17 protein-coding genes are annotated in these 18,811 nt (G+C 69.0%); 9 read left to right on the top strand and 8 right to left on the bottom strand.

What is annotated here, in order from left to right; genetic code table 11:
* A complete protein-coding gene (fadD8, locus tag NE2_RS19225) occupies positions 1 to 1,620 on the bottom strand; it encodes a fatty-acid--CoA ligase FadD8 (protein WP_063028060.1) in 1,620 nt (539 codons plus the stop codon).
* Positions 1,621 to 1,650: 30 nt separating this feature from the next.
* Positions 1,651 to 2,391 carry a glucose 1-dehydrogenase gene (locus NE2_RS19230; RefSeq protein ID WP_063028062.1) on the bottom strand — a complete coding sequence of 247 codons (741 nt, stop codon included), beginning with the start codon at positions 2,389 to 2,391 and terminating at the stop codon, positions 1,651 to 1,653.
* Positions 2,392 to 2,606: 215 nt separating this feature from the next.
* On the opposite strand from NE2_RS19230, the gene NE2_RS19235 reads away from it, so the two are divergent.
* Positions 2,607 to 3,677 (top strand): NAD(P)H-dependent amine dehydrogenase family protein, encoded by a 1,071-nt coding sequence (locus tag NE2_RS19235; RefSeq protein ID WP_063028064.1) that lies wholly within the window; start codon positions 2,607 to 2,609, stop codon positions 3,675 to 3,677.
* Complete coding sequence (locus NE2_RS19240; RefSeq protein WP_084494158.1) at positions 3,674 to 4,741, top strand: NAD-dependent epimerase/dehydratase family protein; 1,068 nt, start codon at positions 3,674 to 3,676, stop codon at positions 4,739 to 4,741. Before NE2_RS19235 ends, NE2_RS19240 begins: the two co-directional genes overlap by 4 nt.
* Positions 4,742 to 4,780: 39 nt before the next feature.
* On the opposite strand, the gene NE2_RS19245 is transcribed toward NE2_RS19240, so the two are convergent.
* Positions 4,781 to 5,011: a hypothetical protein gene (locus NE2_RS19245; RefSeq protein WP_063028066.1), complete on the bottom strand. Its 231-nt coding sequence runs from the start codon at positions 5,009 to 5,011 to the stop codon at positions 4,781 to 4,783.
* 160 nt (positions 5,012 to 5,171) lie between these two features.
* On the opposite strand from NE2_RS19245, the gene NE2_RS19250 reads away from it, so the two are divergent.
* Positions 5,172 to 5,471: a hypothetical protein gene (locus NE2_RS19250; protein WP_063028068.1), complete on the top strand. Its 300-nt coding sequence runs from the start codon at positions 5,172 to 5,174 to the stop codon at positions 5,469 to 5,471.
* A 168-nt stretch (positions 5,472 to 5,639) separates the two neighbouring features.
* Here NE2_RS19250 and NE2_RS19255 read toward each other — a convergent pair whose 3' ends face one another.
* From NE2_RS19255 to NE2_RS19265, 3 genes are read right to left on the bottom strand one after another with little or no spacing between them, the layout of a single operon-like run.
* Complete coding sequence (locus NE2_RS19255; RefSeq protein ID WP_063028070.1) at positions 5,640 to 7,037, bottom strand: glycoside hydrolase family 27 protein; 1,398 nt, start codon at positions 7,035 to 7,037, stop codon at positions 5,640 to 5,642.
* Positions 7,034 to 7,936 carry a dienelactone hydrolase family protein gene (locus tag NE2_RS19260; RefSeq protein ID WP_063028072.1) on the bottom strand — a complete coding sequence of 301 codons (903 nt, stop codon included), beginning with the start codon at positions 7,934 to 7,936 and terminating at the stop codon, positions 7,034 to 7,036. Before NE2_RS19260 ends, NE2_RS19255 begins: the two co-directional genes overlap by 4 nt.
* A 58-nt stretch (positions 7,937 to 7,994) precedes the next feature.
* Positions 7,995 to 8,816: a DUF3097 domain-containing protein gene (locus NE2_RS19265; RefSeq protein ID WP_063028074.1), complete on the bottom strand. Its 822-nt coding sequence runs from the start codon at positions 8,814 to 8,816 to the stop codon at positions 7,995 to 7,997.
* A 178-nt stretch (positions 8,817 to 8,994) separates the two neighbouring features.
* On the opposite strand from NE2_RS19265, the gene NE2_RS19270 reads away from it, so the two are divergent.
* The 6 genes from NE2_RS19270 (at position 8,995) to NE2_RS19295 (ending at position 16,442) form a co-directional block, all read left to right on the top strand.
* Complete coding sequence (locus NE2_RS19270; protein WP_030514511.1) at positions 8,995 to 9,426, top strand: NfeD family protein; 432 nt, start codon at positions 8,995 to 8,997, stop codon at positions 9,424 to 9,426.
* Positions 9,426 to 10,670 carry an SPFH domain-containing protein gene (locus tag NE2_RS19275; RefSeq protein ID WP_063028076.1) on the top strand — a complete coding sequence of 415 codons (1,245 nt, stop codon included), beginning with the start codon at positions 9,426 to 9,428 and terminating at the stop codon, positions 10,668 to 10,670. Before NE2_RS19270 ends, NE2_RS19275 begins: the two co-directional genes overlap by 1 nt.
* 100 nt (positions 10,671 to 10,770) lie before the next feature.
* Positions 10,771 to 12,066, top strand: a complete 1,296-nt coding sequence (locus NE2_RS19280; protein WP_063028078.1) for an ABC transporter substrate-binding protein — start codon at positions 10,771 to 10,773, stop codon at positions 12,064 to 12,066.
* On the top strand, positions 12,063 to 13,997 hold the full coding sequence (locus NE2_RS19285) for a hypothetical protein (protein ID WP_063028080.1): 1,935 nt from the start codon (positions 12,063 to 12,065) through the stop codon (positions 13,995 to 13,997). The genes NE2_RS19280 and NE2_RS19285 overlap by 4 nt, the downstream gene beginning before the upstream one ends.
* The gene (locus tag NE2_RS19290; RefSeq protein WP_063028083.1) at positions 13,994 to 15,709 is read left to right on the top strand and encodes a hypothetical protein; all 1,716 of its coding nucleotides are present in this window, start codon (positions 13,994 to 13,996) and stop codon (positions 15,707 to 15,709) included. Before NE2_RS19285 ends, NE2_RS19290 begins: the two co-directional genes overlap by 4 nt.
* A gap of 397 nt (positions 15,710 to 16,106) precedes the next feature.
* On the top strand, positions 16,107 to 16,442 hold the full coding sequence (locus tag NE2_RS19295; RefSeq protein WP_063028085.1) for a transglycosylase family protein: 336 nt from the start codon (positions 16,107 to 16,109) through the stop codon (positions 16,440 to 16,442).
* Between the two features lie 94 nt (positions 16,443 to 16,536).
* On the opposite strand, the gene NE2_RS19300 is transcribed toward NE2_RS19295, so the two are convergent.
* Both NE2_RS19300 and NE2_RS19305 read right to left on the bottom strand, forming a co-directional pair.
* Positions 16,537 to 17,880: an LLM class flavin-dependent oxidoreductase gene (locus NE2_RS19300; RefSeq protein ID WP_063028087.1), complete on the bottom strand. Its 1,344-nt coding sequence runs from the start codon at positions 17,878 to 17,880 to the stop codon at positions 16,537 to 16,539.
* A 30-nt stretch (positions 17,881 to 17,910) separates the two neighbouring features.
* The gene (locus NE2_RS19305; protein ID WP_063028089.1) at positions 17,911 to 18,807 is read right to left on the bottom strand and encodes an ABC transporter permease; all 897 of its coding nucleotides are present in this window, start codon (positions 18,805 to 18,807) and stop codon (positions 17,911 to 17,913) included.
* Between the last annotated feature and the right edge of the window lie 4 nt (positions 18,808 to 18,811).

The raw sequence follows: 18,811 nt of genomic DNA on the forward strand, positions 1-18,811 counted from the left end.
CTACCGCTCGAGTTCGGCGGTGACGAGGGCTTGCACGGCCTTCTTGTCGACCTTGCCCAGCCCCGTCAACGGCAGCGCTTCGACCACGATGACGTGTTTCGGAGCTTGTACGGAACCCTTGCGGCGCTTGACATCCTGCTGGATATCGTCGATCGCCGCGGCCACCGCCTCGGAATCGGCGGCGGTGGCGGGGTCGAAGACGACCGCGGCCGTCACGGCCTCGCCCCAGCGGGGATCGGCGACGCCGACGACGGCAACGCCTTGAACGCGGGCGTCGGCGGCGATGACGTCCTCCACCTCTCGGGGAAAGACGTTGAAGCCGCCGGTGACGATCATGTCCTTGCTGCGCCCGACGATATGCCAGAAGCCGTCGCGATCCTCGCGAGCCAGATCCCCGGTGTGCAGCCAGCCGTCGCGGAAGGTTTCCGCGGTGACATCCGGGAGATTCAGGTACCCGCCGGCCAACAGTGGCCCGGAGACACAGATCTCGCCGACCTCGCCCGGGGCCACGCGCTGTCCGTCCGTGCCGATCAGCCCGGTGCGCAGTGCCGCCGACGGGCGGCCGCAGGAGGTGAGCCGAGCCTCGTCGTGCTCGTCCTTGGCCAGATAGCTGATCACCATCGGCGCTTCGGACTGGCCGTAGTACTGGGCGAAGATGGGGCCGAACCGCGCGATGGCCTGCGTCAGGCGTTTCGGATCGATCGATGAGGCGCCGTAGTAGATCGTTTCCAGCGAGGACAGATCGCGCGAGTCGATATCGGGATGATCGAGCAGTGCGTACAGCATCGACGGCACCAGCATGGTCGCCGAGATGCGGTGTTCCTCGATGGCGCGCAGCACCTCGCCCGCGTCGAATCGCGGAAGAACCACGCATTGCCCGCCCTGCAGTACCACCGGCAGGAAGAACGCGGCGCCCGCGTGCGACAGCGGCGTGCAGATCAGGAATCGCGGGCGCTGCGGCCATTCCCATTCCGACAGCTGGATCTGGGTCATGGTCGCCATGGTCCCGGCGGTGCCGATGACGCCCTTGGGCTTGCCGGTGGTGCCGCCGGTGTAGCTGATCGAGACGACGAAATCCGGTGGGATGTCGACCGCTTCGATCGGTTCCGGAGTGTATTGCGCTGCGGCGGAGATCAAGTCGACGCCGATGTCGGCCAGTTCCTCCGGTACCGGGCCGAGGACGAGGATGCGCTTCAGTTCGGGCACTCGGTCGGCCAGTTCGCGGGCGCGCCGGACGAACGCCGGCTGCGGATCGATGACGAGATTCGTGATCCCGGCATCGGTCAGCACGTGCACGTGGTCGTCGAGCCCACCCATCGGATGCAGTGCGGTGCGCCGATGTCCGGCGATCTGGCCGGCGCCCAGGATGAACAGCACCTCGGGACGGTTGAGGGCGAGCAGCGCGCTCGGGGTGCCGAGCCCGACCTCGTGGGCGGCGAACGCGGCGATGTACCGGCTGATGGCGTCGATGACGTCGGCGCCGGTGAGGACGGTGTCGCCGAGTGTCATGACCGGGTCGCGCCGATGACGCCGCAGTCCCGCGAGCAGGGCGTGCCCGTTGTGGGTCGGCAGCCGCAGCAGGGTCGCGGGATCGATTGTGCTGGTGTGTGTTTCGGGCATCTGTGCTCCTGGTGGTGATGTCGTCCGGGGTCAGGAGGTCTTGTGCGGCACCGCGGTCACCAGACCGCCGTCCACGACGAACTCCGAGCCCGTCGCGTACGAGGATTCGTCACTCGCGAGGAACAGCACGAAGGTCGCCACCTCCTCGGGCTGTGCCGGGCGGCCCAGCGGAATCGTCACCAGATCGTCGGGGATGGCGGCGGTCATGGGTGTGCGAATCAGCCCGGGGTGCAGCGAATTCACGCGAATGTTGTGCGGCGCCAACTCCAGTGCGGCCGACTTGGCCAGGCCGCGCACACCCCACTTGGAGGCGACATAGCCGTGGGCCCACGGCGCGCCCCGCAGTCCTTCGATCGAGGAGACGTTGACGATGGATCCGCCGCCGGCGGCGATCATCGGATCGACCACGGCCTGCATGCCGAGAAACGTTCCCGTGAGGTTCACATCGAGGATGCGGCGCCACTGTTCCAGTTCGAATTTGCGCAGCGAATTGCCGTTGACGATGCCCGCGTTGTTGACCAGCACGTCGAGTTTGCCGAATTCGCCGACCGCCGTGGACACCGCCGCCGCCCAGTCGTCGGGTTCGGTCACGTCGAGGTGCACAAAACGCGCGGCATCGCCGAGCTCGCCGGCCAGAGTGGCGCCTTCGTCGTCGAGAATGTCCCCGATCACGACCTTCGCGCCTTCGGCGACGAGCAGTCGCGCATGGGCCGCACCCATACCTCGCGAGCCCCCGCTGATGAGTGCAATTTTGCCGTCTACACGTCCCATGCCGGTGACGCTACCATGCAAACTGGAACATGTTCTAGACACTGTTCCAGGGCTCTGACCGTGGTGTGCGCCGGGAATCCGGTGTCCGCCGCCGAAGAATCGTAGTACTGTCCAGACAGATGTCCGGCGGTGGTTCGCGTCATCACCCGACGGTGTTGCGGCGACGCCGACCCCGACCGCGCGGCGCTGGGCCGCAGCGACCCGAGGAGAAACGAATGCCCATCCGCGTCGTGCACATCGGCACCGGCAACGTCGGCCGGCTCGCACTGGCCGGCCTGATCGACGACCCGCGCTTCGAACTGGTCGGCGTGTGCGTCTCGACGAGGGAGAAGGTCGGCAAGGATGCCGGGGAACTGGCCGGGCTGGACGTCACCACCGGTGTCCGCGCCACCGGCGACCTGGCGGAGTTGCTCGCCCTGCGCCCGGACTGCGCGGTCTACTGCGCGATGGGCGATACCCGGCTGCTGGAAGCCCTCGAGGACTGCCGCCGCATCCTCGCCGCCGGCGTCGATATTGTCGGATCGGCCCCGGGACTGCTGCAATATCCGTGGAAGGTGTTGCCGGACAAGTTCTTCGCCCCGCTCGAGGAGGCCGCGCGCGAGGGGGATGCGAGCATCTTCATCACCGGTATCGATCCCGGTTTCGCCAACGATCTGATCCCGCTCGCCTTCGCCGGCACCTGCCGCGACATCGAACAGGTGCGGTGTTCGGAGATCGCCGATTACGCCACCTATGACGGCGCGACGGTCATGTTCGACGTCATGGGATTCGGTAAACCCCTCGACGAGGTGCCGATGCTGCTGCAGCCCGGTGTGCTGGGCATGGCCTGGGGCACGACGATCCGGCAACTGGAGGCCGGGCTGGGCATCACCGTCGACGAGATCACCGAATCCTACGAACGGGAACCGGCGCCGGAGAGCTTCGACATCGCGGCCGGGCACGTGCCCGAAGGGTCGGTCGCGGCAATACATTTCGAGATCCGCGGACTGGTGAAGGGCCGCCCGGTCATCGTCATCGAGCACACCACCCGGCTGCGGGGCGATCTGCGTCCCGATTGGCCGCAGCCGGCGCAGCCGGGCGGGTCCTATCGGGTCGAGATCGTGGGCGAGCCCTCCTATACCGTCGACATCTGTCCCACCAGCCGCCACGGCGACCACAATCACGCGGCGATCGTGGCCGCCGCGTGCCGGATCGTCAATGCCATCCCCGCTGTGGGCGCTGCCCCCGCCGGAATCCGCACCGCCTTGGACCTGCCGCTGATCGCCGGAAGCGTGGTGTCGGAGTGACTTCGGGACCGATTCTCGTCACCGGCGCCTTCGGACTCGTCGGCACCGCGCTGGTGCGCGCCCTCGCGGCGGAGGGGGTGCGGGTGGTCGCGACCGACCTCGACATCCCGGCCAACCGCCGCGCCGCGCGCAAGTCCGCCGGTGCCGGGGTCGAGGTGCGGTGGGCCGATCTGACTGTGCCACAGCAGGTTCACGACCTGCTGCGATCGGTGCGCCCCCGTGCGATCGTCCACCTCGCCGCGATCATCCCGCCGGTCTGTTACCAGCGTCGTGGCCTCGCCCGGGCGGTCAACGTCGATGCCACGGCGACGCTGCTCGAGGCCGCGGCCGAGCTCACCGCGCCGCCGCGATTCGTCCTCGCGTCGAGCATCGCGGTCTACGGTTCCCGCAATCCGCATCGGTCCGGCGAATTGCTCACGCCCGACACCCCGGTGCGGCCGACCGATCTGTACGGCGCGCACAAAGTGGAAGCCGAACAGCTGGTGCGGTCGTCGCGGCTGGAGTGGGTGATCCTGCGGCTCGGCGGCGTGCTCACCGTCGAGCCGATGCTCGGCCTGCACGCCGACATGCTCGCCTTCGAGGCGGCGCTGCCCGCCGACGGACGGATCAACACGGTCGACGTGCGCGATGTGGCCGCCGCGTTCACGGCCGCGACCGTCACGCCGTCCGTGCGCGAGGTCTTCCTGATCGGCGGCGACGCGTCACATCGGTTGCGCCAGAGCGATATCGGCGCATCGATCGCCGCCGCCTCCGGATTACCGGGGGCCATTCCGCGCGGGCTGGACGGGAACCCGGACAGCGATGCGGACTGGTTCGCCACCGACTGGATGGATACCGGGCGCTCCCAGGAAGTGTTGCGCTTCCAGCATCACTCGTTTCCGGACATGCTCGCCGAAATCCGCGGCAGGACAGGCCGAATGCGGCTTCTCGCCCGTCCGTTCGCGCCGGTGATGCGGTGGTACCTCGGCCGCCTGTCGCCGTACCGCGACGGCTCGCACGCATTCGCCGACCCGTGGGGCGCGATCCGCGCCCGGCTGGGCGATCCGCAGCCGGATCGCCGCTGACCCACTCGTGCCCGGACGCGATGCGCGTCCGGGCGCATGTCATCGGTAGATGATCCGGGTCGCGACATGTTCGATCGAGCACGCGCCGCTGTGCAGTGAGTAGCCCATGCTCGCGGTCAGCACGGTCCCGAGATAGACGGCCTCCAGTGCCTTCATACGCTCGGGATCGACATCGGCGCCGGTTGCCGCACGAATTCGACGCCGAATTTCCGGCGCGATCAAGGTGCGAGTACTCGCGACGTCGAACGGACTGTGCGGTGTTGTCGCCATAGCGTTTCGCTTCTTCCCCTCCGGTGCGGAGGAAGTGCCTGCGGTCGTCGGCGCCATCGAGGTGGACACCTGTCTGGACAATATTACACTTAGATTGGTACCGCAAAGTCCGACCGCCCCGGCGCCGTGCCGCGGGGCCCGCGAATCTCGTGAGTGAACGATGACCGACGAAGAACAGGCAATCATCGATGTCGCACTGCTGTGGCTGCCCTACGGCGGCCCGCCGGAGGAGGAGATCCTCGTGCGTTTCGGCATGAGCGAACAGCGTTTCCGCGCCCGGCTCGGCGAGATCGTCGCCGACCGGGGTACGAGCGTGGACCGCCCGTGGCGGCAGCGGGCGGCGATGTTGCTGCGACCGTATCTCGGCGGCGAGCCGCAGCTCGACCTGTCGAGTGCCTCCCCTCGGCCGGGTGCCGCCCACGGCCCGGCCACCGGACACCCCGCCGCGCGGGCGCGATAGGAGAGTAGGCGAATCAGTCCGCAACGCCGCCCATTCCGGCGGCGGAGGTGCGCGCGAAATCGATGCGACGGCGGGCATCGGAAAGGGTGCTGATGACGCTGGTGCCCACCGGGCCCGGACGGCGCGATCCGGGGTTGCCGGCGACGGGTCCGCGGGAGCCCGGACATCTCAGCCGGTGGGCGTGATCCGCAGCAGCACCACGCCGTGTGCGGGGATGTCCGGCGCGACGATACGGCCGTCGGTCACGGTGGTCGTCGCGGCCCAGATGTCGTGCACCGTGTATGAGTGCGCTTGGGCGAGGCCGGTTTCGGTGGGGGTGGTCACGAGCGTAAGTGGCCGCTCGCCGGGGTTGAGCAGCGCCACGGCGACCGAACCGTCGGCCAGCGGTTTGGTGAGGATTCGGTGATCGCGGCGCAGCGGTGCCGCGGCCGCCACCCGAGGGTCCTGGTCGATGGCGATCACACCGGCATCGGTGAGCAGCTCGCGCGTGGGCTCGCTTATCGTGCGGACATCGTTTCCCGCGATGAGCGGGGCGGACAGCATCGCCCACAACGACAGATGCGCCTGCTCCTCGGCGGGTGACAGGGTGCGTGGATCGCGCAGCATCGCCAGCGTATCCGGCGATATCCCCAACCGCCGAGCCAGATAGGCGGTTTCGGCGGCGCTGAGCGCCGAGCGGCGCACGGCGGTTCCGGGCAGACCGTCCAGATGGGCTCCGAGGAATTGCGACATCGACAGTCCGACGACGAGCATGTCGGGGTCGGGCCAGTATCCCGGACGGCTGGGCCGGGCCTGCAGGGCGGCCTGCGCCTCGTCGGCGACACCGCGGACCGACGTGGTGTCGAATCCGCCGATATCGGGCTCGGGAAAGGTGTTGCGCCACATCGGGATCAGATCGTCGGTGCTGCGGGCCGAATTCGCCACGCCCGACCAGTCGTAGTCGACGCCGGCGCGGGCGTCGGCAGAGCTGTTCGGATTGATCATGTAGACGATGCCGCGTCCGGTCGATCGCAGCGCGTCGCGCATCCGGGCGAAATCGCGAACCTGCTCGTCGTGATTCGCATCGGTCCGGCACCAGTCGTATTTGAGCAGGTCGACACCCCACTGTGCGAATTGCCGCGCATCCTGCAGTTCGTGGCCACGACTCGCGGTGGCGGGGGACTGCCCGCAGATCTCGTTGAACGGGCTGGCATACAGACCCAGATACATACCGTGTTCGTGGGCATAGCCGGCCACCGCCGCGATGCCGTGCGGGAACCGGATCGGGTCCGCCGCGAGATCGCCCGACGAATCTCGTTGCGGCGCAGCCCAGCCCGCGTCCAGATCGACGGAGCGATAGCCGGCGTCGCGCATGCCGTTCGACACCATCGCGTCGATCGTCTCCCGCACCGACTGCTCGGTCAGCGCGATTCCGGAATCCCAGGAATTCCACCCCATCGGGGGAGTCGCCCGCACGGCGGCCGGCTCGAACAACGGCGGACGCACCGCGCTCCCGGACATCGCCGCGCCCACCGCGACGAGACCCGCCGCGAGGACCGCGAGCCTGATCGCACCGGAGCGCCTCAACCGAGATACTGCGCGTACCAGTCGGTCACGCGCTGCCAGGCGGCGGCGGCCGCGGTGGGCTGGTAGTTCGCGCCGGTGTCGTTGAAGAACGCGTGATTGGCGTTGTCGGCGACGAAGATCTCGTGCGGCACGCCGGCACGGTTCAACGCCGCCTCGGCCGCGGGCCGTGTGGCGTCGACACGCTTGTCGAGTGCGCCGTACACGGCGAGAACCGCCGTCGTCGTGGTGATGTCGTCGTCAGCGGGGTACGGACCGTAGAAGGGCGTGGCCGCGGCCAGTTCCCGGGTGCCGTGGGTGAGCAGCAGCCAGGTGAGGCCGCCGCCGAAGCAGAAACCCGTGGCGCCCAGCTTCTTTCCCGGCAGCCGGCGTCCCAGCTCCGCCACACCGGCTTGCAGATCGGCGATGAAACGGTCCTGCGGTGCCTTGCCCAGCGCCGCGGTGGCGGCGGCCGGGTCGGTGAAGGTGGCGGTACCGCCCTCTTCGGAGAGCAGATCCACCGCGAGCGCGGAATAGCCGATTCCGGCGAAACGCCCTGCGACGGAACGGATGTGGTCGGTGAGGCCCTTGTTCTCGTGGATCACCAGGACGCCGCCGCGAGGTTGCGCCGCGGCGGCCCAGGCGGCCTGCAGGGTGCGGCCGTCGGGGCCGGGAAAGGTGATCGCGGCGGGCTGAACCGCGGTCGCGGTTCCGGGTGGTGGGGCCGAGCTTGCCGGTGCGGTGGGCTTCGCCGTCCCCGCCGGAGTGCCGGAGCGCTGCGCGCACGCGGCCAGCAGCGCCACCGCGGCGGGGGTGCCGAGCCCGAGCAGGCTCAGCCGCCGCAGCGCCTCCCGGCGGCTGACCAGGCCCTCGGCGTGGTCGGTACCGATCTCCTCTGCGATGTAGCGCTGCAGCGGCGTCATACCGGCCAGCCTAACCACGCAACCTGTGGATCGGCATGCGTACGGCGAACCGGCGTCCTCACTCAGGTTCGGTGACGAAGTCGATGAGCTGTTCCACCGCGCCCAGCAGCGGCGCCTCCAGATCGCGGAAGCTGTCGACGGCGTTGTAGACCCGCCGCCAGCCCTCCGACGGGGTACCCCAGCCGAGGCGGCGGCAGACACCGGTCTTCCAGTCCTCACCGCGCGGGACCTGCGGCCAGGCCTCGATACCGAGGGCCTGTGGCCGCACCGCCTGCCAGATATCGATGTAGGGATGACCCGTCACCAGGACGTGGGGGCCGAGGCCGGTGGTCAGATTCGTCTCCTTGGACCCGGTGACCAGGTGATCGACCAGTACCCCGACCCGGCGGCCGGGCTCGGGGCGGAAGTCGGTCAGACGCTCGGCGAGATGGTCGAGTCCTTCCAGATGCTCCACGACCACGCCCTCCACGCGCAGATCGTGCCCCCACACGCGTTCTACCAGCGCCGCGTCGTGTACGCCCTCGACCCAGATCCGGCTGGCGCGCGCGACGCGGGCGCGCAGCCCCTCCACCCGCGTCGAGCCCGAGGCGGAGCGGGTGGGTGCGGCCGGCGCGGCCACTGTCGGACGAACCAGCGTCACCGGCCGGCCGTCGATGAGGAACGCCGCCTCCCGCAAGGCGAAGAGCCGGACCCTTCCACCCCGGTCCTCGAGTTTGACGAAGTCGCCGTCGTAGGTGCGCTCGAAACCGACCACGGCACCGCAGAATCCGCTGGCCGCGTCCTCGGCGACGAGATCGCGTTCGGCGACGACCTGCGGTACCGCGCGCTTGCGGGTTCGAGCATGTCCGGAATAGATGTCACCGTAGTCGCGCGCACTCACCCGGCCGAAACTACCTGTTTCCCTTGCCGTTCGGCGGGAGGCGAGGCCACGAGCGACGGTGCGGTCCGGCCGACGACGGCTCGCGCCCACCGGATCCGGACCGATGACCGGCGTGTTTCCGCTCGACTCGTCCCGCTTAAAGGCGCGGAAAAACGGACAGGCACGGTACGGTTGACTCGTGGCCGCAATCGTATGGCTGGTCGCGGGAATTCTGCTCGCCGCAGCCGAGATGCTCACCGGTGACTTCACGCTGCTCATGTTGGGCGGGGCGGCGTTGATCACCGCGGGGGTTGCCGGGATCGCGCAGACGTCGGTGGTGATCGACGCCGTGGTGTTCGCCATCTCCGCCATCGGGCTGCTGTTCGTCGTCCGCCCGATGTTGTTGCGCCGCTTCGCGACTCCACCGCCCACGCCGACGAATGTCGATGCGTTGCCGGGAAAGACGGCGAAGGTGCTGGAGCCGGTGAACGAGAACAGCGGTCAGGTGAAGATCGGTGGCGAGGTGTGGAGTGCACGCCCGTTCGACCCGGCCGATGAATATGCCGAGGGTGAGACCGTCTACGTCATGAAGATCGACGGCGCGCACGCCGTCGTCTGGAAGGGGCCGTAATGGCTGTACTGATCGTCGCGATCGTCATCGTGGTGCTGGTCGCGGTGGTGGTCTTCAAGTCGATCGCGCTGGTACCGCAGGCCGAGGCCGCGGTGATCGAGCGGCTGGGCAGATATTCGCGCACCGTATCGGGCCAGCTGACATTCCTGGTCCCGTTCGCCGACCGGATCCGCGCCAAGGTCGACCTGCGCGAACGGGTCGTCTCGTTCCCGCCGCAGCCGGTGATCACCCAGGACAACCTCACCGTGCAGATCGACTCGGTGGTGTATTTCCAGGTCACCAGCCCGCAGGCCGCGGTCTACGAGATCAGCAACTACATCGCCGCGGTGGAGCAGCTGACCATCACCACCCTGCGCAACGTGGTCGGCGGTATGACCCTGGAGGAGACGCTGACCTCGCGCGACCAGATCAACTCGCAGCTGCGCGGCGTCCTCGACGAGGCGACCGGCCGCTGGGGCCTGCGGGTGGCGCGAGTGGAATTGAAGGCCATCGATCCGCCGCCGTCGATCCAGGAATCGATGGAGAAGCAGATGAAGGCCGACCGCGAGAAGCGCGCGATGATCCTCACCGCGGAAGGTAATCGCGAGGCGCAGATCAAGACGGCCGAGGGTGCCAAGCAGTCGCAGATCCTCGCGGCCGAAGGTTCCAAGCAGTCGGCCATCCTGTCCGCCGAAGGTGAGCGGCAGAGCCGGATTCTGCGCGCCCAGGGTGAACGTGCGGCCGCCTACCTGCAGGCGCAGGGCCAGGCCAAGGCGATCGAAAAGGTCTTCGCCGCCATCAAATCCGGCAAACCGACCCCGGAACTGCTCGCCTACCAGTACATGCAGACCTTGCCGCTGGTGGCGAAGGGCGACGCCAACAAGGTCTGGATGGTGCCCAGCGACTTCGGCAAGGCACTGGAAGGGTTCGCTCGCAACTTCGGCACCCAGGGCGAGGACGGCGTCTTCCGTTACGAGCCCAGTGACGACGGCGCCGCGAACGCACCCGACGACGACGCCGATGAAGTCGCCGACTGGTTCGACATCAAAACCGACCCGGCCGCCGAGCGAGCGGTGCGCGCCGCCGAGGCCGCGGCGGCCACACCGGTCGATTCGCCGCTTGTCGCGCCCAATCAGCCCCGGCATCTGCCGCCGCAGAGCGCGCCCATTCCGCCGTCACCGCCGGCGCAGCAGCAGCAACCGGCGCCGCGCCCCGGCGATGCCGGCGGGCGCCCGTGGCAGCCGCCGGAATATCCGGGACGTTAACGGGGTAACCGTATTTCGGCGATGATCCGAATGCCGGTCCGCATATCATGCGGACCGGCATTCGAATTTCGGTGCACGGCACGCGGACTCGGGGGTGGCGATGGCGACACGGCGGGCGGTGCTGCGTGCCGCGGCGTTGGCGCCGATGCTGACCGCGTGCGCACCCGGAGTGCTGTTCGGCCACCCCGCCTCGGTGCGTATCGCGGTGCCCTGGAGCGGATCCGAGCTGGCCGCGTTCCGCCGGGTACTGGAGGACGCGGGGCTGGGTGCCACGGTCGCGGTGCTGCCGCTCGGCGACGACATCGATACGGCCTTGCAGGCGCGCGGCCGCTCCGCACCCGATCTGGTGATGTTGCCCGAGGTCGGCCGGATCGGAGAGCTGGCGGGCGGGGTGCTACGGGCGCTGCCCCCCACGTTGTGGCACGACGCGGCGGGCCCGCGCTATCCGGAACAGTGGCGCTCGCTGCTGTGGAAAGACGGTGCGCTGTACGGCATTCCGTTCAAGGCGGCCGACAAATCGCTGGTGTGGTACGACCGCTACGCCTTCGGCGGCGACCGCCCGCGCGACGACCCGCGGGATTGGACCGTCTCCCAGTGGCCGCAACGCATCGCGGCGGCGACCACCCGCCGTCCGTTGGCATTGGGCGGTGCCGACGGCTGGGTACTGGCCGACCTGTTCGGCAACATCCTCTACGGCGAATCCGCCTGGGACTACCAGGATTTGGCCTCCGCCGGCGAACCGGACCGTCCGCGGGAATGGGATCGCGACGCGGTGCGGGCGACCCTGTACCGACTGGGCACGCTGTGGGCGCCGCGCGACACCTTCCCGGGCGGTATCGCCGCGACGCTGACCCGGCAATTTCCGGAATCGGTGCGTGAGGTGTTCGAACGGCGCACCGCGGCGATGGTGGTGGCGCCCGATTTCGCGGAACCCATCGTGCGCAGCTGTCTGCGCCGGGCGGGCCGGCCCGGCGATGCCGTGGGCGTGATGCCCTTTCCGGCGGTGGCGCCCGGCGGTCTGCGCCCGGCCATCGGCGGCGGCGACGTGATCGTCGCGACCGCGGCCGGCGCCCACGATGCGGTACCCGTGCTCGCCGCCCTGACCGCACCGGCCGCCGTCTCGGCCTGGATCGGCGACTACGGCGGCTTCCTGGCGCCCAGCCCGCGCACGGTCCCGGATCACCCGCCGATGCTGGAACCGGTTGCGGGCGAGCTGCATTCGTGGACCGCCTTCGATTTCGCCGACCTCATCGGCGCCGCCGGACGCCGCGACGGCCTGTGGCGGGTACTGACCGATTTGCTCATCACCGTCGGCGACGGCCACGCCGAACGACTGGAGGCGGCGGTCGACCACGCCGTGCGCGCACTCGACGAGTTCGAACGGAGAGCGCGATGACGGCCGGGCACATCCACGCTCACGGGCTGGATCTGGAGCCGGCGCTCACGCGGATCGCCGGTCCGGTGATCCCGGGCCGCCACCCCCGGCGGTGGTCGATGTGGCCGGCGCAGCTGCCCGCACTGCTGCTGATCCTGCTGCTGCTGGTGGGACCGGCCGCCACCACGGTCTGGACCGCGGTCCGCGCCCAGTGGGAGATGGTGGGCTGGTGTGCGCTGCTGGTGGTCCTGGTCGCGGTGAGCACGATGCTGTGGCGCGGGGACGACGCGGTGCGCGCGGTGGTGGCGGCGGCCGTGCGTGGCCGCTGGAGTTTGCTGCGAAACCGATTGTGGCCGATGGTTTTCCGCCGCCGGGCACCCGACGGCGCGAGAATCGTCGCGCGGGTACGCTGGCGGTCTCTGTGGTGGCCCGTCCTGGTGATCGCGCTCGCGGTCACGATCCGCGGAATCGGCGTCGAGCTCGGGCCCGGTGGGCGCGGCGCCTACGCCCGGACCCTGGTCTGGGTTCTGTGCGCGGTGGCGGTTCTGGTCCTCGCCCTGGAACTGGCCTGGCATGGCCGCCGCGGCTGGTGGCCCTGGCAGCCGCTGATCCTGCCCTTCGGCGTGTCCGCGTTCGTCGCCGGACTGGCCCTGCGCCTGCTGGCCGAGAACCCCGATTACCGGATGCCGGTCCCGGGCGTGACCGGGCAGCGCATCTGGTTGATGACCACGCTGATCGTGGCCTTCGTCTGGTGCTGGCTGGGGGCGCTGTTCGCGCTGTTCCGCGCCGCGATCGCCGCCATCGAAGCCGATCCCGTGCGGCGTGGCTATCTCGAGGATGCGCGCGGCGTGGCGCGAACCCGGGCCCGGCTGTTCGAACTCATGCGGCCGGTGTTGCTGATTCTGGGCCTCGTCGTCGCCGTCGCGGCGGCCCGGATTTTCGACATCATCCTGGTCGCGGTGCCGGGGTCGCTGCAGTATTCGCTGGACTCGGCGACCGTGCACTGGTGGCGGCTGGTCTCGGATCCCGATGCCGATCCCGGTGTGGCCGCGGCCTATTCGCTGCCGCTGGCGGTGCTGATCGGTTCGGCGGCGTGGATTCTGCAGACCGACGTGCGACGCCACCGCGTCGGCTGGATGCGCCGCCCGGCCGTCGATCCGGTCCGTACCAGGCGCACTGCGCGCGGCGTCCTGCGAGTCGTGGCGGTCTCGCTCCTCTCGCTGGGTCCGCTGCTGGCGTTGGCGGTGTTCGGCTGGGTGGGCGCCGACGGGCCCGCCTTCGCTGGGACCGGTTCGGTCTGGCAGCACCGAGAGTTGTTGCACGCCATGGCCAATACCGGCTGGGTCGCGGTGTGGGCGACGGTCCTGGTCATCGGTGCGGCCTTCCCGGTCGCCCACCAACTCGCCGCGCTGCCCGCCGATGCGCTGCGTTCGCGGATCGCGGTGGTGGTGCTGGTGGTGTTCACCGTCCTGCCCGCGCAGCTCTACGTCGGGCCGATCCGGCGTGTCATCGAGCGGATGGGGTTGACCGGGACGTCGTTTTCCTCGCTGATCGTGGTGCATGCCGCGATCGGCCTGCCCATCGCGATCCTGATTCTGCGGGGGGCGCTGCTCGCGCCCTCGGACGGCCCGGCCGCCGACGCACTGCACGGTCTGGCGAAACCGTGGGCCGTCCTGGGCCGCGTGGTGTCCACCGCCTGGCCCGCCGTCGGCGCGGTCGCGGTGCTCGAACTGATTCAGGTGTGGAACGACTTCTTCATCGGACTCATGGTCAGCGGCGCCGACGTCAGTCCGTGGTCGCTGCTGCTGTGGGGCGACGCCCGGCAGTTCCAGGAGAACGCCGCCCATCTCGCGGCCGGGGCTCTGCTGTCGACGATCCCGCCTGTGCTGCTGTTGCTGGTGACCTGGCGTCGCTTCCTGGTTCCGGGATTGACGGGCGGGATCGTGCGATGAGCGGCGGCCACTCGCACCGGCCCGAGCACGACATCGGGTCGCAACTCATCGCCACCCCGAAATCCTCGATCTGGCAGGGCTTCCTGGGTGCGGCCTGGGTGATGTCGTCGTCGCTGCTGCTCGAGGTGGTGGCGAAACTGCTGGAGGGTTCGGTCGGGCAGAGCCGGGTGCTGAACTCGCTGGCCGGGGTGTTGCGGTGGGTGGCGGTCGCGGTGGTGGCGGCCGCCGCGCTGTATGTGCTGTGGCGCAAGACGATGGATATGCGCGAGGGTGCGCGCATCCGCCGGGAACTGGATCTCACCGCGGACCTGGTCCAGCCGCCACCGGTGGTCGAGCGGACCGTCGCGGCGCTGCCGGCCTCCGCACCGGCCGGGGCGCGGCCGCTGGATGAGGCCGATACGGCCGTCGCCGACGTCCTGCGGGCATTGCCCTTCACCGACTACGAGGCCGCCGGGCTCTATGACACGGTCACCGCGATGCTCGACAGCGCGACGGTCCTGCCGGGGGAGCAGGCGGTCCTGCGGCGTTCCACCGGCGAGGTTCTGATCCGGCTCGCCGCCCACGGCGTGATCGTCCACCACGGACACGACCGATTCGCCGTGGACAAGTCCACGAACTCGCCGGACCTCGCCGTGATCCGCCGCACACCGCAGTGGCGCGCCGCGTGGCCGGCGCTGATCCGGCACTACTCCGATCGGGCGACGCGCTGGGCGGTGGCCCTGGATTCGTACCGGCTCGGTGCCGGCGCGCATCGGTGGTTCACGGGATCGGCGGACCGACTGGCCGAGCTGGTGCGCGAATGCGACGAATGTGACCACGGCATCGAGCTCGACATCCCCGCCCTGGCCCGCATCGCCGACGCGCTCGACCTCTGGTACGCCCGGATCGGGAAGCCTTCCGACTGTCCCGCGGCGCGGGCGATGGTGGCGCTGAGCGAAGCGGCGCATCCGCAGATTCACGAACTGGCCTCGATCCGCTGCGGGCTGCCGCCCGACACCGCGACACGCCGACGATGGCCGCGTCCCCTCCGGCGGCCACGCAGCCGCCCGCGTCGGAGCACGGGCCTGCACGCTCGCCGCGCGCATGCCGAGGCGATGCGGGACTTCGATCGCTTACCGGGCGGGGAGTACCCGCTGGCCGAGATCGTGGCCGGATTCGAGCGCGCCTGGTGGCTGCTGCCACGGCGCGATATCGCCGCGGAGGTCTGCGCCCTGAACGACCTCGCCATCGCACATCTGTACGAAGGCCGCCTGGACGCCGCGCGCGACCGGCTCGAACTGGCCGAAACCCTGACCCGCGGCGGTCGCCATCCGTCCGGGCGGGCACACACCTTCGAAACGTTGGGCCTGCTGTGGTGGATGCGCGGCGAGCCCCGGCGCGCGATGCGCTGGTGGCTGCTGGCGCTGACCCGCTATCGCGATCTCGGTCACGAACTGGGAATCTGCCGGTGTCTGCAGCATCTGGGCAGCGCCGTCGCGGTGACACCCGAATACGGCGGTCTGCTGCTCGCGGGGCCGCTGAGCACCGGAGAGGTCCTGCGCCAGGCCTCCGGCTGGCTGGCCTATGCCGCGCGGTGCCATCCGGGCGGTACCGGCCGCGCGCCCGCCCTCGCCGCCCGCTACCGTCGGCGTGTCGCGGACGCGCTGGAGAACGCGCATGTCGCGCCGCTGGAGACGGTGGACCGGTGGCCCGTCACCGTGTCCGAGCGTTAGCCCTCCGACCGGCCCGAATAGGCGTTCGCCCGCGATTCGAGGCCGCGAAACCGCCGATTTCGGGCGTCGTCATGCGACTGAGGTCACTATATCTCAGTGATCTCGACCACATAACGTTTATATAACTACAGTAATGTAACGCGCGTTTATCGCACTATGCGCTGCGTAAACGTGAATATCCTCCATGTCGGGTTGAGACAGTTCGGTTGTTATCGCAACGTGATGTTTCGAGATTTCTCCGTTACCGTCGTTTGCAGCTCGGAATTCCGGGCTGACGCTCGAATCGCTGAACACCGGCAACCCTGTCCCGCGGTTCGAGTTCGACCCCGACATACCTGGGGGCAGGGACCCGAAATCGCCACCATCGGGCCGGCTGGGCGCAGGCAGGAAAAACCACATGTCTCGTAACCGTAAGTTCAGCACTCGCGCACTCGGCTTCGCCGCCGTCGCCGGCGCCATCGTCGCCGTCCCCTTCGGCCTGACCGCTACCGCGTCTGCCGACGGCGGCCACGACTGGGATGCCGTGGCGGCGTGCGAGGCCAGCGGCAACTGGGGCGCCGATACCGGCAACGGTTTCTACGGCGGCCTGCAGTTCACCCAGAGCACCTGGGAGGCCAACGGCGGCAGTGGCAACCCGGCCAACGCCAGCCGCGCCGAGCAGATCCGCGTCGCGGAGAACGTGCTCGCCAGCCAGGGCCCCGGCGCCTGGCCGGTTTGCGGCGCCAACCTCTAAGGTTCGCCGCCCGCGGTTCGTCCGCATACACAAGCGTGCAGACAGGCCCCTCCCGGATCTACCCGGAAGGGGCCTGTCGCGTTGTATCCGCCGGTCAGGCGCTGATCGCGGCTCCCGTCGCGAAACGGCTCTCCACCGGCGCGAGGCCGTAGTGCCCGCGCAGGGTATCGGCGGTGTACTCGGTGCGGAACAGGCCGCGTTCCTGCAGGATGGGCACTACCCGGTCGACGAAATCGGTGAGTCCGCCCGGCAGATACGGCGGCATGATGTTGAATCCGTCCGCCGCGCCGGCCTCGAACCAGGTCTGCAGTTCGTCGGCGATCTGCTCCGGCGTGCCGGCGAAGCTGCGATGTCCGCGCCCGCCGCCGAGTTTGCCGATCAGCTGCCGCACCGTCAGCTGCTCCTGCGTGGCCAACTCCTTCACCAGCGTGAACCGGGACTTGTTCCCTTCGATCTCGCTCTCCACCGGCAGCGGCGGCAGCGGCGCGTCGAGGGGATGGCCGGTCAGATCGATGCCCAGCTGCGTGGACAGCTGCCGCAACGCGTAGTCGGGGGAGATCAGATCGGTGAACTCCTGCTCCAGCGCGAGCGCCTCGGCGGGCGTATCGGCGATGTAGGGCACGAGACCGGGGAGCACCTTCAGTTCGTCGGCGCCACGGCCGTACTTCGGCAGCCGTGATTTCAGATCGCGGTAGAAACGTTGCCCGTCCTCGAGACTGCGCTGCGCGGTGAACACCGCCTCGGCGTAGCGGGCGGCGAATTCCTTTCCGCTCTCGGAAGATCCGGCCTGCACGAGCAGTGGCCTACCCTGCGGACCGCGCGGGGAGTTCAACGGACCGCGCACCCGGAACCGGTCGCTGTCGTAGTCGATGGTGTGGACCTTGTCCGGGTCGGCGAACACTCCGGCCTCGGGGTCGAGCACGATGGCCGAAGATTCCCAGCTGTCCCACAACTGCAATGTGACATCGACGAATTCGGTGGCGCGCTCATATCGGCGGGCATGGTCGGGAATGGCGTCGTAGCCGAAATTGTAGGCCTCGTCGACCGTGCCGGAAGTGACGATGTTCCATCCGGCCCGCCCGCCGCTGATGTGATCGAGCGAGGCGAATTTACGGGCCAGATTGAACGGTTCGTTATAGGTCGTCGAGGCCGTCGCGATCAGACCGATATGTTCGGTGGCGGCGGCGATGGCCGACAGTAGTGTCACCGGTTCGAACACCGCGAGCGTATTGCGCTGAATGCGCGGGCCCACCGCCAAGCCGTCGGCGAAGAAGACGGAATCCAGTTTACCGCGCTCGGCGATGCGGCCCAATTCCTGGAAATGCTTCACGTCCAGCACGCGCCGTTCCTCGGTGCGCGGATGGCGCCAGGCGGCTTCGTGATGACCGACGCCCATCAGAAAGGCGTTGAGATGAAAGGTTTTCGGTGATGGCGACATCGAGCGTCGTCGTCCCTTCGGTGTAGTGCTTCAACGATCTGATTGCGGGCGCCAGCGGGTGAGGCGGCGTTCGATCGCGACGAGTACGGCGTTGTAGACCAGGCCGACGATCGCGATGGCGACGATCCCGACATACATGTCGGGAATCTGGAAATTCTGCTGTGCGGCGGTGATGAGGTAGCCGAGTCCCGCTCGCGCACCGGACATCTCGGTGGCGATCAGGACCAGGATCGAGGCCGAGGCCGCCATCCGGATGCCGGTGAAGATGGTCGGGACCGCGGCGGGCAGGATCACCTTCTGGAACAGCCGCAGCGGCGAGAAGCCCAGTGACACAGCCGATTTGATGAGCAGCGGGTCCACCGATCGCACGCCGCTGATGGTGTTCAGCAAGATCGGGAAGAAGCCCGCGTAGACCACGATCGCGACTTTGGAGGTTTCGCCGATGCCGAGGATCAGGATGAACACCGGCAGCAGCGCCAGCGCCGCGGTGTTGCGGAACAGCTCGAGCAGCGGGTTCACGAAGTCGGCCACCGGCTTGTACCACGCGATGGCGACGCCGACCGGAACGGCGCACGCCACCGCTATCGCGAAGCCCACCAGCGATCGGCCCAGACTGGCGGAGGTGTTGTCCCAGAGCTGGCCGTTGCGGATCAGCTCGTCGCCGCGCTGCACGACGGTGGAAAACGGCGGCAGGAAGATTTGATCGACCAGGCCGAATCGGGGCGCGAGTTCCCAGAAGGCCAGGAACAGGCCGATGACCAGGACGGGCTTGAACAGCCGCCAGCCCCAGCGACCGGCCAGGGTGGCCAGCTGCCGTCCCGTGCCGGCGGTGGAACGAGCGGGAGTCTCGGCTGCACTCCCGGCCGAGACGGAGGACTTCTTCGACACCAGCACGGGTTCGGCGGTGGCGGGCAATGTGGTGGACATGGTG

Source organism: Nocardia elegans NBRC 108235 (genome assembly GCF_001612845.1).
Classification (GTDB): Bacteria; Actinomycetota; Actinomycetes; order Mycobacteriales; family Mycobacteriaceae; genus Nocardia; species Nocardia nova.